The 13,240-nt window shown below is 61.5% G+C and carries 17 protein-coding genes; 14 read left to right on the top strand and 3 right to left on the bottom strand.

The window, feature by feature from the left end; translation table 11 throughout:
- Positions 1-338: 338 nt before the first annotated feature.
- Positions 339-641: a HalOD1 output domain-containing protein gene (locus tag E5K03_RS01090; RefSeq protein WP_138004532.1), complete on the top strand. Its 303-nt coding sequence runs from the start codon at positions 339-341 to the stop codon at positions 639-641.
- Positions 642-870: 229 nt separating this feature from the next.
- Here E5K03_RS01090 and E5K03_RS01085 read toward each other — a convergent pair whose 3' ends face one another.
- Both E5K03_RS01085 and E5K03_RS01080 read right to left on the bottom strand, forming a co-directional pair.
- On the bottom strand, positions 871-1,461 hold the full coding sequence (locus E5K03_RS01085) for a hypothetical protein (RefSeq protein WP_138004531.1): 591 nt from the start codon (positions 1,459-1,461) through the stop codon (positions 871-873).
- Between the two features lie 100 nt (positions 1,462-1,561).
- Positions 1,562-2,119 (bottom strand): DoxX family protein, encoded by a 558-nt coding sequence (locus E5K03_RS01080; RefSeq protein ID WP_138004530.1) that lies wholly within the window; start codon positions 2,117-2,119, stop codon positions 1,562-1,564.
- Between the two features lie 189 nt (positions 2,120-2,308).
- Between E5K03_RS01080 and rimI the strand changes: the two genes are divergently transcribed.
- From rimI to E5K03_RS01035, 10 genes are all read left to right on the top strand, one after another.
- Positions 2,309-2,803 carry a ribosomal protein S18-alanine N-acetyltransferase gene (gene rimI, locus E5K03_RS01075; protein ID WP_138004529.1) on the top strand — a complete coding sequence of 165 codons (495 nt, stop codon included), beginning with the start codon at positions 2,309-2,311 and terminating at the stop codon, positions 2,801-2,803.
- Between the two features lie 38 nt (positions 2,804-2,841).
- A complete protein-coding gene (locus E5K03_RS01070) occupies positions 2,842-3,393 on the top strand; it encodes a DUF5810 domain-containing protein (protein ID WP_205742930.1) in 552 nt (183 codons plus the stop codon).
- 24 nt (positions 3,394-3,417) lie between these two features.
- Entirely contained in the window at positions 3,418-3,834 is a 417-nt protein-coding gene (locus E5K03_RS01065; RefSeq protein ID WP_138004528.1) for a DUF5809 family protein, read from the top strand.
- 165 nt (positions 3,835-3,999) lie between these two features.
- Positions 4,000-4,146: a hypothetical protein gene (locus tag E5K03_RS17045; protein WP_171006561.1), complete on the top strand. Its 147-nt coding sequence runs from the start codon at positions 4,000-4,002 to the stop codon at positions 4,144-4,146.
- A gap of 80 nt (positions 4,147-4,226) precedes the next feature.
- Entirely contained in the window at positions 4,227-4,562 is a 336-nt protein-coding gene (locus E5K03_RS01060) for a hypothetical protein (RefSeq protein ID WP_138004527.1), read from the top strand.
- Between the two features lie 169 nt (positions 4,563-4,731).
- The gene (locus E5K03_RS01055) at positions 4,732-5,964 is read left to right on the top strand and encodes a translation initiation factor IF-2 subunit gamma (RefSeq protein ID WP_138004526.1); all 1,233 of its coding nucleotides are present in this window, start codon (positions 4,732-4,734) and stop codon (positions 5,962-5,964) included.
- A 6-nt stretch (positions 5,965-5,970) separates the two neighbouring features.
- Entirely contained in the window at positions 5,971-6,357 is a 387-nt protein-coding gene (locus E5K03_RS01050; protein ID WP_138004525.1) for a DUF188 domain-containing protein, read from the top strand.
- Between the two features lies 1 nt (position 6,358).
- Positions 6,359-6,937: a DNA-directed RNA polymerase gene (locus E5K03_RS01045; RefSeq protein WP_137196713.1), complete on the top strand. Its 579-nt coding sequence runs from the start codon at positions 6,359-6,361 to the stop codon at positions 6,935-6,937.
- Complete coding sequence (gene spt4 / locus E5K03_RS01040; protein ID WP_138004524.1) at positions 6,937-7,134, top strand: transcription elongation factor subunit Spt4; 198 nt, start codon at positions 6,937-6,939, stop codon at positions 7,132-7,134. Before E5K03_RS01045 ends, spt4 begins: the two co-directional genes overlap by 1 nt.
- 11 nt (positions 7,135-7,145) lie before the next feature.
- Positions 7,146-7,703 carry a GTP-dependent dephospho-CoA kinase family protein gene (locus E5K03_RS01035; RefSeq protein ID WP_138004523.1) on the top strand — a complete coding sequence of 186 codons (558 nt, stop codon included), beginning with the start codon at positions 7,146-7,148 and terminating at the stop codon, positions 7,701-7,703.
- A 54-nt stretch (positions 7,704-7,757) separates the two neighbouring features.
- Here the strand turns inward: E5K03_RS01035 and E5K03_RS01030 are convergent, their stop codons facing one another.
- Positions 7,758-8,426, bottom strand: coding sequence for a GNAT family N-acetyltransferase (locus E5K03_RS01030; protein ID WP_138004522.1), 669 nt, complete (start codon positions 8,424-8,426; stop codon positions 7,758-7,760).
- 202 nt (positions 8,427-8,628) lie between these two features.
- Here E5K03_RS01030 and E5K03_RS01025 point away from each other — a divergent pair, with 202 nt between their 5' ends.
- The 3 genes from E5K03_RS01025 to E5K03_RS01015 all read left to right on the top strand — a co-directional run bounded on the left by E5K03_RS01025 (position 8,629) and on the right by E5K03_RS01015 (position 13,237).
- A complete protein-coding gene (locus tag E5K03_RS01025) occupies positions 8,629-8,943 on the top strand; it encodes a 30S ribosomal protein S24e (protein ID WP_137196709.1) in 315 nt (104 codons plus the stop codon).
- Between the two features lie 6 nt (positions 8,944-8,949).
- A complete protein-coding gene (locus E5K03_RS01020) occupies positions 8,950-10,590 on the top strand; it encodes a bifunctional N(6)-L-threonylcarbamoyladenine synthase/serine/threonine protein kinase (protein WP_138004521.1) in 1,641 nt (546 codons plus the stop codon).
- Between the two features lie 64 nt (positions 10,591-10,654).
- Positions 10,655-13,237 (top strand): hypothetical protein, encoded by a 2,583-nt coding sequence (locus E5K03_RS01015; protein ID WP_138004520.1) that lies wholly within the window; start codon positions 10,655-10,657, stop codon positions 13,235-13,237.
- The last annotated feature ends 3 nt before the right edge of the window (positions 13,238-13,240 follow it).

The following is a 13,240-nucleotide window of genomic DNA, read 5'->3' as shown; positions in this document are numbered from 1 at the left end:
GGATGTCATCCCAGTCCCAGCCTTCGCGGTCGAGACGGTTGACTTCGTTGCGGATGCGTCGGGCTTCAAGATTTCCTTCTTGCAAGTTGTCAGAACACCCCTCGTGGATGGTTAATCCGAGAGAAAGAGTCTGGGTAAGTTCTGACTCTTGCATTATCAATTACTTGTCGTGAGAGATTGTAAAGATAATGATTTTGTCGGCATTCACCCACGGGTCAGGTGTTGAGCAAATCAAAGATTTGCGAAAGCCGAAAACGGACGTTTTCGGAAACCCGTGGTACTCTGCCTCGAAACCGTATAGAGAGCCGGAATTGGCGTTATACCGAAATTGTTCCGTAGTGAGTGAGACGTTCTACGAGCGAGAAGGCGGACGGACACTCACAGAAGCACTTGTTGATGCAGTTGCCGAGGCCGAAGGAGTCGCGCCGATCGAACTCCCGTCGCTGTACGGGTCTATTGATCTTGACGCACTCACCACACTGCTGACCAACTCAAGTGAGGCTGTGGACGATGAGCTTCTATTAGGGTTGCGGATGGACCGCTGGAACGTTTTTGTGAGCTCTGACGGTCGCATTCGCGTCTGTGATGCGACCGAAGAGACACGTAGCCTGGAGCCAATCTTCGATGATGACTCCTCATAGATAGTACGCTTGATGAGACAGAGTTCCTGCTGTCTTTGAGGCGTTGCTCTTCTGTGCTGGCCGTTTCAACATTCTCTCTCTGGCAAGAATTCGATGCGAGATACGCGCTCTGTATTCAGCAGGACTGCTAAAACCGATCACCGAGTGAGGGTTTCAACAAGGCCGTATTTTTTCATGCTCGTTCGAAAGCGGCATGGATCTGCAACCGTGCGAATCAGTACTAAACATTCTATTCGTCGGTGTCAAACTGAACAAGGGCCATACACCCAACCCACTGATCGCTGTGTATTGGGTCAGGAACACCGATTTCAGCAGCATACAGGCCTGGATCCAGCGTTGGATTCGGTTGAATAGATTCGATCGCCTCGGAGAATGACCACGAATAGCTCGCACCTGCTGACACAGTGAGTAGCCCACTCCCTGAGACGTTTTGGGGGAGTTGCGTCCATTCGCCGTTCGAATGGTACCAGAACCGCCAGCTATGTGGATTGAACCGAAGGTCACTTGCGGACTGATTGTGGAACGTCAGCGTGATATCCTCAGTCGGTGTGCCGTCGTCCAGCGTGGTACGTTCTGGACGTACCATGAGAGACACTGCTGCGGTGTCTGTGTCTCCCACGTGCGAACAGATCGACCGGTCGTGGTCTGATTTGTACGGAGGACACGGGATGTCAGCAATTTCGGGGCGTTCAGCGTCCTCAGTGCCGTTGAAATTATTCCTGCTGGCGGGAGGCATCAGTATCTCAACATCTCCAAGACAGCCAGCGAGGCCGATCGTCGATCCGGCTCCGATCGAAGCAAGGAGGTCACGCCGTTCCATCGCGAATGCTTGGAAGTTTAAAAGTAAAAGAATACTGAAAGCTCAAACAGTTCTTTGTCCGAAAACAGGAGTGTTCAAAATACAAACAGCGTGACAGCGACTACCCGAGGAGGTACTGCATCTTCGGGAAGCGTTCGATCAGCGGTTGGCCGCCGACATTGAGCTGTTCGATGTATTTGTCCGCGCCGAGGATTCGACCCGCGCCGAACGCCGCGACCGCCAGGAAGACGATCGCGTAGATGAGCGTCGAGTCGAACAGTGCGAGCCATTCGCCGCTCCAGCCACCGAGGTAGAACGCGAACATCTGCATCGCCCCGCCGAGTGCGGCCAGGCGGACGAAGCCGCCAAAGATCAGCGCGACGCCGATCAACACCTGCGTGACCGGAATGATGACGTTAACGATCTCCATCAGCGCCGGGCTTGCCGCCATCGCAGCGTACAGGCCGCTGACCGGACTCGCAGCGTCGACACCGTGGACAAGGTAGCCGCTGGCGTCGAAGGGCCACTCAGAGACTTTGCCGATCCCCGCAAAGAGGATCATGCCACCGATGACGAACCGCAGCGTGACGACAAACCACGCTGACAGCGCGTGGGGCGTTCCTTCGAGCGTGATTCCACCGAAGCGGCTTTCGAGTTGATTTCGAGTTTGAGTTGACATTGGAATTTGCCTCGTACAGATAGACAGTTGCCTGGTGGGGGGATATACCCGAGCGGCAATTCTCAGCGGGCGGGCAGCAGGCCGAGGTTTTCCCCCATATCGGGGGTGTTTATATACTGCGAGGCGGCAGGCGATCGATGGGTATCGCTCATCCCGATCGTTTTTGTCTGTCGACAGTCTACGGCGCGTGTGGCATCTCTCTCGGAGGACTCGAACAACCCGAGCGTCACGATACGACCGGCCGAACGGGCCGATCTCCTGGCAGTCCACCGGATCGAACAGGCGGCCTTCAAGCAGCCGTGGCCGTACACGGCGTTCGAACGATTTCTCGGTGAGCAGGGATTTCTCGTCGCAACGCGAAACGGCGGCGTGCTCGGGTTCGTCGTCTCAGACGTCACACCGAACCACGGGCGCGACATCGGTCACGTCAAAGACCTCGCGGTCCATCCGGATGCGCAAGGGTACGGGATCGGCCGCCAACTCCTCCAGCGTGCCCTGTTGGGGATGTACGTTGACGGCGCGGCGATCACGAAACTCGAAGTCAGAGCGAACAACGAGGCCGCGAAGTCGTTGTACTACTCCGAGGGGTTCTCACAGATTCGGCGCGTGCCGCGGTACTACCAAGACGGCGAGGCGGCGTTGATCCTCACCGTCGAGATGGACCAGTGGGCCCGATCGGCCTAGGCCGACCGCTTTTTGTCTGCGAAGGCCGACAGTCGGGTATGGGATACGCGTGTCCGGTCTGTGACGTTCCCCAGCGCGACGGCATCCACCTTGCGGACCACCTCGCGCTCATCGCGATGGTCCACGGCGACGAACACGAGGCGTGGCTGGACGAACACGCCCCTGGCTGGGACGAGGAGTCCCGTAGAGGGCTGGCCGATCGAGTCACCAAACACGCGACGGAGACCGAGTTCGACGAGGTATTCGAAGATACGGTCCACGACGGCGACGGCCACGACCACGACGACCCTGCAAGCGAGCGTGGGGGCGCGCTGTTTGCCGATGAGTACGCCGAACAGAGGGTCCCTGGCGGCATGGAGGGCGGCCGTCGGGTAGCTGCGGAGTCGGAACTTGACGAGGAGACGGCGGCGATTATCCGGGAGGCCGAGGCACTCACCGCCCAACTGTTGGACAGCGCCGAGCACGAGTCGGGATCGGACGGCACGTCGGCTGGAGAAACTGAATCGAGCGATAAAAAAGAACCGGGAGACGAAACGGTAGAAACGAAAGCGGAAGAAGCGGAAACGAGCGGCGAAACCGAAACGGAGTAACTCGATCGGACAGACAACTGTCGTATGGAGACTGATGGCGTCGTTGCGCCCGAGACGATCGAAGCCGCGAGGGATACCTACAAGACGGTCGGCCCGGCCGCGCAGGTCGTCGTCCGAGAGACTGCGAGCGCGATGGACTTCGACAGCGAGGAGTACCGCGATCGGGTCACGAGCGACGTAGTCGAAACCGCCCGCGACGCGTTGTTTGCGTCGCTGCTCGAAGTACACAGTGGCTCCCGCGAGGAGTTCGAGACGTGGTGTAGTGATCATCCCGACTACGATCGGGAGGTGATCGGCGCCGAGAACGTCGACAATGTCGTCTGGCATCCGATCCCGTTCGCCGAAAGGGTCCTCGCAGCGACGTTTCAAAACGAGCCCGTCGCCGCCGCAGGCACGCTCCGACGGCAGGTTTTCGGCCGGGTGTACCGCGACCACTTTTGAGTTCGTCCGCGCGTACCGCGATTACCTTTGAGTTCGTCCGCGCGTACCGCGATTACCTTTGAGTTCGTCCGCGCGTACCGCGATCACTTTTGAGTTCGTCCACATGAAATCAATCCTGATAATTTCGAGTGAACCTTGATATATCGTGTCTACATTCTACCCAGTATGACGGTGAACTCAACAGAGCAGGATCACGACGGTGACGCTGCCGTACACCGGTCGATCGTCTCTCCGCGGGTCGATTTTCTGCTTGTGTTTCTCGTAACCGGCGCACTTGCGCTCATGACGGTCGCGCTTCTTGGCCCTGTGTGAGTCGATCGCGGGCCGCCGCCATGGATTGTCGGTGCGCTGTCAACTAAGGGTATATATTCTTCCGGACGGTACCACGGGGTGTGTCCTCGTCGTCTGTGGTTGATCGGCTTGTCGATCGCGAGCGGACGCTCTGGCTTATCGCCGTGCTCACGTATGGGGTCGGAGATACGACAACGACGATCTGGGGGCTCTCGGTCGTTGGTGTCGCCGAGACCGGGCCGATCGTCGCGCCGCTCGTCGAAGCCTATGGACTCGTCGGACTTCTTGCTGCGAAGGTCGGCTCACTGTGTGGGTTTGCAGCGATCTGGTGGGTACTTTGGTCACCACCCCGATCGGCGGTGCCGCTTGCGCTGTCAGTTGTCGGCATCGCCGTCACAGGGTGGAATCTCGTGACGATTGTCGCGGCGATCGGCTGAACACAGCAACGAGGCCGAACGCCAACCGATCACAGCGCGCACGGCGTGAGACTGTCTATCACGTTTTTCGGACGCACAGCGTGAGACTGTCCACCACGTTCGTCGACAGAACAGCAACTTTATCAGTCGCTCAGGGCAAATCCACCACACGATTGCTCTTAGGAGGTCAATGGTGACACAAGAACATACACAACCGGAGGTGAACATCGGACTCGTCGGCCACGTCGACCACGGAAAAACGACGCTTGTCCAGGCATTGAGTGGGTCGTGGACCGACCAGCACTCAGAGGAGATGAAGCGCGGGATTTCGATCCGACTGGGCTACGCGGACGCAACATTCCGCAAGTGTCCTGGCGTGGACGAACCCGAGTGTTACACTGTCGAGAAGACATGTCCGAACGGCGAAGAAAGCGAGGCGTTGCGGACGGTGTCGTTCGTCGACGCCCCCGGGCACGAGACGCTGATGGCGACGATGCTGTCGGGTGCCGCGCTCATGGACGGCGCGGTGCTCGTCGTGAGTGCGACCGAAGATGTGCCGCAGGCACAAACCGAAGAACACCTCATGGCGCTCGACATCATCGGGATCGACAACATCGTTATCGCCCAGAACAAGGTCGACCTCGTCGATCGCGAGCGGGCGATCAACCACTACGAACAGATCCAAGAGTTTGTCGCCGGAACAGTTGCGGAGAATGCGCCGATCGTCCCCGTCAGCGCGGGCCAAAACGTCAACATGGACCTGCTCATCGGCGCGATCGAGGAGACGATCCCCACGCCCGACCGCGACAGCGCGGACGATCCGCGAATGTTCGTCGCCCGCAGTTTCGACATCAACCGCCCGGGAACGACCTGGAAGAACCTCTCTGGCGGTGTCGTCGGGGGGAGCCTCGTCGACGGAGAGCTCTCTGTCGGCGACGAAATCCAGCTTCGACCGGGCCGACAGGTCGAAGAGGGAGGCCAAACCGAGTGGATTGCGCTTGAGACGACCGTCCGATCGCTGCAGGCCGGCGGCGAAAGCGCCGAAACGGTCACGCCAGGCGGGCTGATCGGCGTCGGCACCGGCCTTGATCCGAGCCTCACGAAGGGCGATGCGCTGGCTGGACAGGTCGCCGGCACACCCGGAACGCTGCCGCCAACGCGAGAAGCCTTCGAGATGGAGGTCGAACTGCTCGATCGCGTCGTGGGCGAGGACGGCGAAGTCGACGAGATCTCGACCGGTGAGACGCTGATGCTCACCGTCGGGACAGCGACCACCGTCGGGGCGGTCACAAGCGCTCGCAGCGGCGAGTGCGAGGTCAAACTCAAGCGGCCAGTCTGTGCGGCCGATGGGGCGAAGATCGCGATCAACCGCCGTGTGGGCGCGCGCTGGCGGCTGATCGGCGTCGGAACACTGCGAGACTGACCGGGTATGCCGACAGTCGCACTGGATACGAACGCGCTCATGATGCCGGTCGAACTCGACGTTCGGGTGTTCGACGAGCTCGATCGGCTGTTCGGGCTCGGCTCGATCGACCTCGTGATCCCCGAGGCGGTTCTCGAGGAGTTGCGATCGCTCTCTGTGGGCGCTGGTGTGGAAGCGACCGCCGCGGCGGTCGGCTGCGACCTGGCAACGCGGTGTCGGACGGTTCGGACCGACGCGTCGTACGCAGACGACGCGATCGTCGAACTCGCTTCGAACGGTGATATCGACTACGTCGTGACGAACGACGCCCCGCTGCGCGATCGATTGCTCGAACGCGGCGTTCGCGTAATCGGTTTAAGGGGTGAGCACACACTGAGAGTAACAGAGCCATAACATGTACAAACGGGTACGACTCAAGGATACGGTCGAGGTGCCGCCGAAACACTTGGCGGATGTAACCCCGGAGCGGGTGAAAGCCCTGCTTCAGGACAAACTCGAAGGACGAATGGACGAAGACGTCGGCAGCGTTGTGAGCGTCACTGAGGTTCACGACATCGGCGAGGGAGCGGTGCTGCCAAACCGACCCGGCGTCTACTACGAAGCGGAGTTCGACGCGATCACGTTCGACCCCGACATGCAGGAGGTCGCCGACGGGACCGTCGTCGAGGTTGTCGAGTTCGGCGCGTTCGTCGGGATCGGCCCGATCGACGGGCTGTTGCACGTCTCGCAGATCTCCGACCAGTACCTCGCGTTCGACGGCGAGAACCAACAGCTCGCGTCGACGGAATCGAACGAAACGCTCGGGGTCGAAGATCCCGTTCGGGTCCGCATCGTCACGAAGAGCATCGACGAGCGGAACCCTCGGGACTCGAAGATCGGCCTGACGGCGAAACAACCGGGGTTGGGCAAGCACGCGTGGCTCGAACGCGACAGGCGTCGCCGCGCACAGGACGCACCGGCGGGTGAAGACTGATGGCCCGGACGCGGATGGCGTGTCGGGAGTGTCACTTCGTGAACGATCCCGACGCCCAAAGCTGTGAGCTGTGTGGCTCGTCGAGTCTTACCGAAGACTGGTCGGGATACGTCGTGATTACCCATCCCGAACAAAGCGAGGTCGCCGAGGAGATGAACGTCACTGACCCCGGCGGCTACGCCCTGAAGGTTCGCTGAGCGATCGGACGATGCTCACGCTCCCGGAGTCGCTTCGATCAGCGTTTAAGGAGCCTCTTGGTCCGGTGTACACCGAGACCGACGAGCTCCTTGCAGCAGCCGACTCGACTGCCGCTGAGTACGATCGCGAGCGGCTGATTGTTGCGATCGGCGACGTCGTTACCTACCACCTCCGCGTCGCCGGCGTCGACCCCGCAGTCGCGATTATCGACGGAAAGACGAAACGCGAGGCCGTCGGCGAGGATATCGCTCGGGTACTCGACGGCGATGCCGATCGGATTGCCGTCGAGAATCCCGCGGCGGCGATCAGCCCCGAGGCGATCGACGCCCTCCGAGACGCCCTCATAGCGGACGATTCGACTGTAATCTACGTCACTGGCGAGGAAGACCTGTTGACCCTCCCGGCAATCTTGGCTGCGCCACTCGGTGCGTCTATTGTCTATGGCCAGCCAGACGAGGGAATGGTGCTAGTGGCAGTGACAGAAACGGCGCAGAACGAGGCCCGTGAGCTGTTCAGCCAACTTGATGGAGACACGACGGCGATGTACGATCGGCTGATTGCAGAGTAGGTGTCTTGTCGGGGGTTTACGATCGGTAGCGGAAACACCCTCCTGAAATCCGAGTCAGCGTTCGTAGTGCCGTCTGGCGTTCGGCGGAAGCTGGACGATCGTCGCCACGTCTTTTGACAGCGATAATCGCATTGACTTGACGAAGCGGTTGGTCTCTGTGGTCTCGAACCCGAGTCGTCTATAGACCGACAGCGCCGCGTGGTTCGTCCGTTCGACCTCTAATACGATCGCCTCGTGGCCGTTGGCCGCCGCGTGGGCGATGACGTGTTTGCACAGTTCGGTTCCGATCCCCCGATCGTGGTAGTCCGGATCGACAAACACCGCGAGTTCTGGCTCGGGATCGTCTGTTGGGGTATAGACCGCGTGGCCGACGAGTTCGCCGTGGCGTTCGGCGACGACGTTGTGGCCCTCTGCGGTGAGCATGTCGAGCCACTGTTCGGTTCGGGCTGTCGTCGCCGGCGGGAGTGACTGGGCAACGTGAGCTCTGTCGAATGTTTCGTACATCCCCACGAGTGGCTCACGATCGAACGACCGCATCGGCCGAACGATCGTCCGTACGCCCGTCTTGTCGACGAACACCGGACACCGCGGCGGACAGTGCGGTGTCCCGACGCACTCACGGGGATCCCACCCATCGACCTGCGTTCGTGGGGATTCGGGCAGACAGCCGATCGCCTCCCCTGGGGGGAGGGCCTTCGGCGGACGCGTGTCGTGTGAACTCATGACAATTAGAGCTACGCAACGAGGTTCAAAAAGCGTCGCTCGGAATCTCATCGGACGGGAATACCGCAGCGGTCGATCGAATCTGACGATCAATGTCGATCGACCGAGACGGCCACGATCGGCTCGAACGCCGCAAACCGCCGCGAAACGTCCCTTCGAAATCCTTTTACTGCTTTCGCCGGCACATTAGGGTAACTAACCAATGGAAGTCGAAATCATCTCCCAGGAAGAAAATCCGATGTTGCACCGCTCAGACGTCCGATTCCAGATCGTCCACGACGACGCAACACCTTCACGGCTGTCGGTTCGTGACTCGTTGGCGGCCAAACTCGACAAGTCGTCCTCGGAAGTTGTCGTCCACGAACTGAAGACCAAGTTCGGAATGCGAAAGACCGTTGGCTACGCGAAGGTCTACGAATCCGCCGAATTCGCCCGCGACGTCGAACAGGCGTACATGCTCGATCGGAACAAGATCGAGGCCGACGAGGGCGCCGACGCGGAACCAGAGGAAGCCTAACGCGGCATGCGCGTCCTCGGTATCGAGGGAACCGCGTGGGCTGCGAGCGCGGCCCTGTACGATACCGAGACCGACACCGTTCATATCGAATCTGACCCCTACGAGCCCGACAGCGGCGGTATTCACCCGCGCGAGGCCGCAGAGCACATGGGAACGGCGATCCCGCAGGTCGTCGAACACGTCCTTGAGTTGGCCGCCGAAACAGCCCCAGCGAGTCGCGACGGGCCGCCGATCGACTGTGTCGCGTTCTCGCGAGGACCCGGACTCGGACCGTGTCTCCGGATTGTTGGGACCGCCGCCCGAGCGCTTGCCGGGACACTCTCGGTTCCGCTTGTCGGGGTCAACCACATGGTCGCCCACCTCGAGATCGGTCGACACGAGTCAGGGTTCGACTCACCGGTGTGTCTGAACGCGAGCGGCGCAAACGCGCACCTGCTGGGGTATCACAACGGCCGGTACCGCGTGTTGGGCGAGACGATGGACACCGGCGTTGGCAACGCGATCGACAAGTTCACCCGCCACATCGGCTGGTCGCACCCAGGCGGGCCAAAGGTCGAACAGGCCGCCCGCGACGGGGAGTTCATCGAGTTGCCGTACGTAGTCAAAGGAATGGATTTCTCGTTTTCGGGGATCATGAGCGCGGCCAAACAGGCCGCTGACGACGGCGAAGCGATCGAAGACATCTGTTTTTCGCTCCAAGAACACATCTTTGCGATGCTGACGGAAGTCACAGAACGTGCACTGTCGCTGACTGGGACAGACGAGCTGGTCCTCGGCGGCGGTGTCGGACAGAACGCCCGGCTACAGGAGATGCTGACGACGATGTGTGAGGCCCGTGGCGCGTCGTTTCACGCGCCAGAACCGCGGTTTTTGCGGGACAACGCCGGGATGATCGCCGTCCTCGGTGCGAAGATGTACGCGGCCGACGATACAGTCGACATTGCGGACTCTGCGATCGATCCGAACTTCCGGCCAGATCAGGTTCCGGTGACCTGGCGGGGCGACGAGGAGTCCGTCGCTCGAAGCGGGGCGACCGCTGACTCGCTTCGGGGCGCAGAAGCGATCGTCGAGATCGTTCGTGACGCTCCAACCGGTGAGACGATCGATCCGCCGTTCGTCCGCAAGCGTCGCCTCGAGAAGCCGTACCGACACCCGACGCTCGATCAGACCCTGCGGCGCGAGCGGACGGTCTCGGAGGCGCGGCTCACGAGCGAGGCCAGACGCGCAGGCGTGCCGACACCGCTCGTTTTCGACGTCGACGTCGCTGCCGCGACGATCACCTTTGACCACGTCGGCACCGACGACCTTGCCGCGGCGCTGACAGCCGATCGCGTCCGAACCGTCGGTGCACATCTCGCGCGGCTCCACCAGGCGGGCATCGTCCACGGCGATCCGACGACCCGCAACGTTCGGATTGGCGCCGATCGGACCTACCTCATTGACTTTGGGCTGGGCTTTCACACGGGCCACGTCGAGGATCACGCGATGGATCTCCACGTGTTCAAACAGAGCCTTGGGGGGACCGCAAGTGACCCAGACGCGTTATACGAGGCAGTCGAATCGGGCTATCGCTCTGTCGGTGACCCGGCGACAATTGAGCGGCTCCGAACGGTCGAGGGCCGCGGTCGATATCAGGCCGATGCGTGACCGGGCGTCGATCTCCCGATGGCGATCGCACAACTCACCGAACGCTGCGTGGTGGTGAGCGCGAATGACGGGTCGGCAGCTCTGGACAGCCGCGCTCGAGAGTGTCGTTGCAGTCGGACTCTTGTGGCTTGCCTCCCAGTGGACGCTACCCGCAGCGATCGGTGTTGCTGTCGGGACACTCTTGTATGGCACTCACCGCGTGGCTCGACAGGTCGATTCAACCGTCACTGGGCTGGGTATGGCCGCCGCTGCAACTGTTATCGTGGTCGCGCCGATCGCTGCAATCCTCCTCGGTTCGATCGGACAGCCGTCGCTCGGGACCGCAACTGCTGGGTTCGCGATCGGGCTGCTCGGGCTGTGGGGGCTCATCCTCGCGGTCGCTGTGCTCGAGTTTGGGCTGAACGGCATGATCACCACGGCGATCGCACTCGTGCTGACGACGTTTGCCGCGACCTGGGCACTTCCCGAGACGGCTGCGTTCGCTCGCTACCTCGCGGCCGGTGCGGCGGCCAGTGTCGTGTTGTACCTCCTGTCGATCGCACTGCGGACGGCGTTTCTTGAAGACGCTAGCACCGTCCGGACGGACCCAATTGCGATCGCGTTCGAGGCGCTCACCGCCCTCGCTGTGGTGGCGATCGTTCCCGTCACAGCTGCATGGATCGCCGGTCAGACTGGCGGTATCGGCTCATTCTTTGTGGGAGTCGCCGCACCATGGGTAGTCGTTGTGGCCGCCCGGCGATGGTCCGTCGTGTTCGACAAATCGAGGCTTGCGTGGTACCACGATCGGTTCGTCACTGCGGCAATCCGGGATATGGAGGCGATCGCGAACGCCGTCTCGAAGAGTACAGCCCGCACCGAGACGCACACAGACGCGAGTAAAGCCGTCGAAGACGCTGAATCGATCGTCGCCGCCGCGCCGGTTCGGCTCCCGGCGGCCGATCGGTTCCTCGAAACCGCCCAGGGAAGCTTGGTTGGTGGAAATAAAACGAAGGCAGCGGCCGCAGCGGCGCTGGCAGTGTCGATCGCCGAGTTGACGCCACCAGTTGACGCCTATCTCGACGGAGTCTCGCGATTCATGGAGGCGATTGAGCCCGAGACCGGGTCGCTGTCGATCGCAACGGTCGATCTCTCAGACGCTCAAGCTGCACATGACGCTAGGGATCAGGAAACGGCAAGATCGCTGTCTGAGGACGCAGTTGCGGCCGCAATCGGCGGCTCAGGCGGGCTGGTCGAACTCGTCGTCCAGCAGCTCGATTCGGTGCAGAAGTCGCGGCGATCGCTGCCGATCGATGCGTTGCTCGCACGGCTGGAAGCAGCGCTTGCGCTGAGTTCCGCAGCCGCGATCGAGACAGCTTCCCCCGAGCAGTCCGACCTGTCGATCGGCGAGTTACTCACCCGATTAGCCGCAGTCGAAGACCGGTCAGTCACGACGTCGCGGGAGACGGTTCGGGCGGCCGCCGGAACTGGCTGGGAAGCGATCTGCCGGGGCGATCGTGCGATCGACCACGGCGCGCTTACTGCGGCGGCAAACGCGTACACGATCGCGATCGAGGCGTACCTTCGGGCGCGCGCCGCAGCGATCGAAAGCGGGCTTCAGACCGATGAAAAGCGGATCAGCCAAACACTATCTCTCCTCATCGATGGACAGGCGACGGTGTTGCACGCCGTCGCAATCGAAACGTACGGCAATCGCTCGATTAGTGATAGTCACAGTGATCCGTGGAGTGGAGACCACGATCGCTCGACTGAGGACCGCGGTCACGGCGACGCCCACACGCACGATCGATCGGTTCGCCGGCAGACACTCTCGATCGGCCTTTCGGCGCTACGAGAGGCCAGAACGCAGGTCGGAATCCAGTCGGATCGAGTCCGTGTAGTCCGGCTGTTCGTCAGACGGGGTGAGCTACGCGGCCGAGTCGACCAGATCAATGCAACCACTGACGCCGCAGCAACCGCTGCCCGCGCTGGCGATCGCTCGGAAGCGGCGAGCGCCTACAGGGAGGCCGCCAATCGGCTCGAGACGCTCTCAGAGCGCGCTAGCGCCGCAGGATTGGCCGACGCAGCGACGACGCTTTCGCGCGCCGTCGTTCAGTGTGAACAAAACGCAGCAACCCTGCACGCCGGTTCTGACGATATCGAGCCTGTCGACCTTTCGATCGGAGACAACGAGAGAGCGCCTCCACCCGATCCCAAACCGATCGGTGACGAGATCCGGGCGGCGCTAGCCGGCGATCGGCTCGTCACACTCCGGGATGTACTGTTGGACGCGCAGTCTCATCCCGTATCAGCAGCCTACGACGAAGCGACTGCGGGAACCGTCGAGTCCATGGCGACAGTGGTCGCGACGATGGACCCGCTTTTCGGCACCCCGGATCTCGACGGGCTGGAGGCTGTTACCCGTGAAGTATTGACAGACGCGCTCGCTGCCGTGATCGATCGGCTTGCGGGGGAGCTTGAGGCAACACACGAACGCGATCGTGAGGGCGTCGGCGACCGGCCGGCAGTCCTGGATGCGGATCCGCTTGGGGATCTAGCGGCCACCGAGTCACTGTCTGCATTCGTCGCGGTGTGGATCGATCGCGCCGACGAACTCGCTGTGGCCGCTGAAACAATCATACAGCCAACCCAATCCGAGGACGCTGTGTGAGCC

The sequence above is a fragment of the Halalkalirubrum salinum genome (genome assembly GCF_005543295.1).
Classification (GTDB): Archaea; Halobacteriota; Halobacteria; order Halobacteriales; family Haloferacaceae; genus Halalkalirubrum; species Halalkalirubrum salinum.
This window is presented reverse-complemented; position numbering and strand designations above follow the sequence as displayed.

Excerpts from the sequence above, each read along its gene's own strand:
- E5K03_RS01035 (WP_138004523.1), top strand. The coding sequence starts at position 7,146 with ATGCTCACGCTCCCGGAGTCGCTTCGATCAGCGTTTAAGGAGCCTCTT.
- E5K03_RS01080 (WP_138004530.1), bottom strand. The coding sequence starts at position 2,119 with ATGTCAACTCAAACTCGAAATCAACTCGAAAGCCGCTTCGGTGGAATC.
- E5K03_RS01050 (WP_138004525.1), top strand. The coding sequence starts at position 5,971 with ATGCCGACAGTCGCACTGGATACGAACGCGCTCATGATGCCGGTCGAA.
- E5K03_RS01045 (WP_137196713.1), top strand. The coding sequence starts at position 6,359 with ATGTACAAACGGGTACGACTCAAGGATACGGTCGAGGTGCCGCCGAAA.
- E5K03_RS01015 (WP_138004520.1), top strand. The coding sequence starts at position 10,655 with ATGACGGGTCGGCAGCTCTGGACAGCCGCGCTCGAGAGTGTCGTTGCA.
- spt4 (WP_138004524.1), top strand. The coding sequence starts at position 6,937 with ATGGCCCGGACGCGGATGGCGTGTCGGGAGTGTCACTTCGTGAACGAT.
- E5K03_RS17045 (WP_171006561.1), top strand. The coding sequence starts at position 4,000 with ATGACGGTGAACTCAACAGAGCAGGATCACGACGGTGACGCTGCCGTA.
- E5K03_RS01025 (WP_137196709.1), top strand. The coding sequence starts at position 8,629 with ATGGAAGTCGAAATCATCTCCCAGGAAGAAAATCCGATGTTGCACCGC.
- E5K03_RS01020 (WP_138004521.1), top strand. The coding sequence starts at position 8,950 with ATGCGCGTCCTCGGTATCGAGGGAACCGCGTGGGCTGCGAGCGCGGCC.
- E5K03_RS01065 (WP_138004528.1), top strand. The coding sequence starts at position 3,418 with ATGGAGACTGATGGCGTCGTTGCGCCCGAGACGATCGAAGCCGCGAGG.
- E5K03_RS01085 (WP_138004531.1), bottom strand. The coding sequence starts at position 1,461 with ATGGAACGGCGTGACCTCCTTGCTTCGATCGGAGCCGGATCGACGATC.
- E5K03_RS01070 (WP_205742930.1), top strand. The coding sequence starts at position 2,842 with ATGGGATACGCGTGTCCGGTCTGTGACGTTCCCCAGCGCGACGGCATC.
- E5K03_RS01030 (WP_138004522.1), bottom strand. The coding sequence starts at position 8,426 with ATGAGTTCACACGACACGCGTCCGCCGAAGGCCCTCCCCCCAGGGGAG.
- E5K03_RS01055 (WP_138004526.1), top strand. The coding sequence starts at position 4,732 with ATGGTGACACAAGAACATACACAACCGGAGGTGAACATCGGACTCGTC.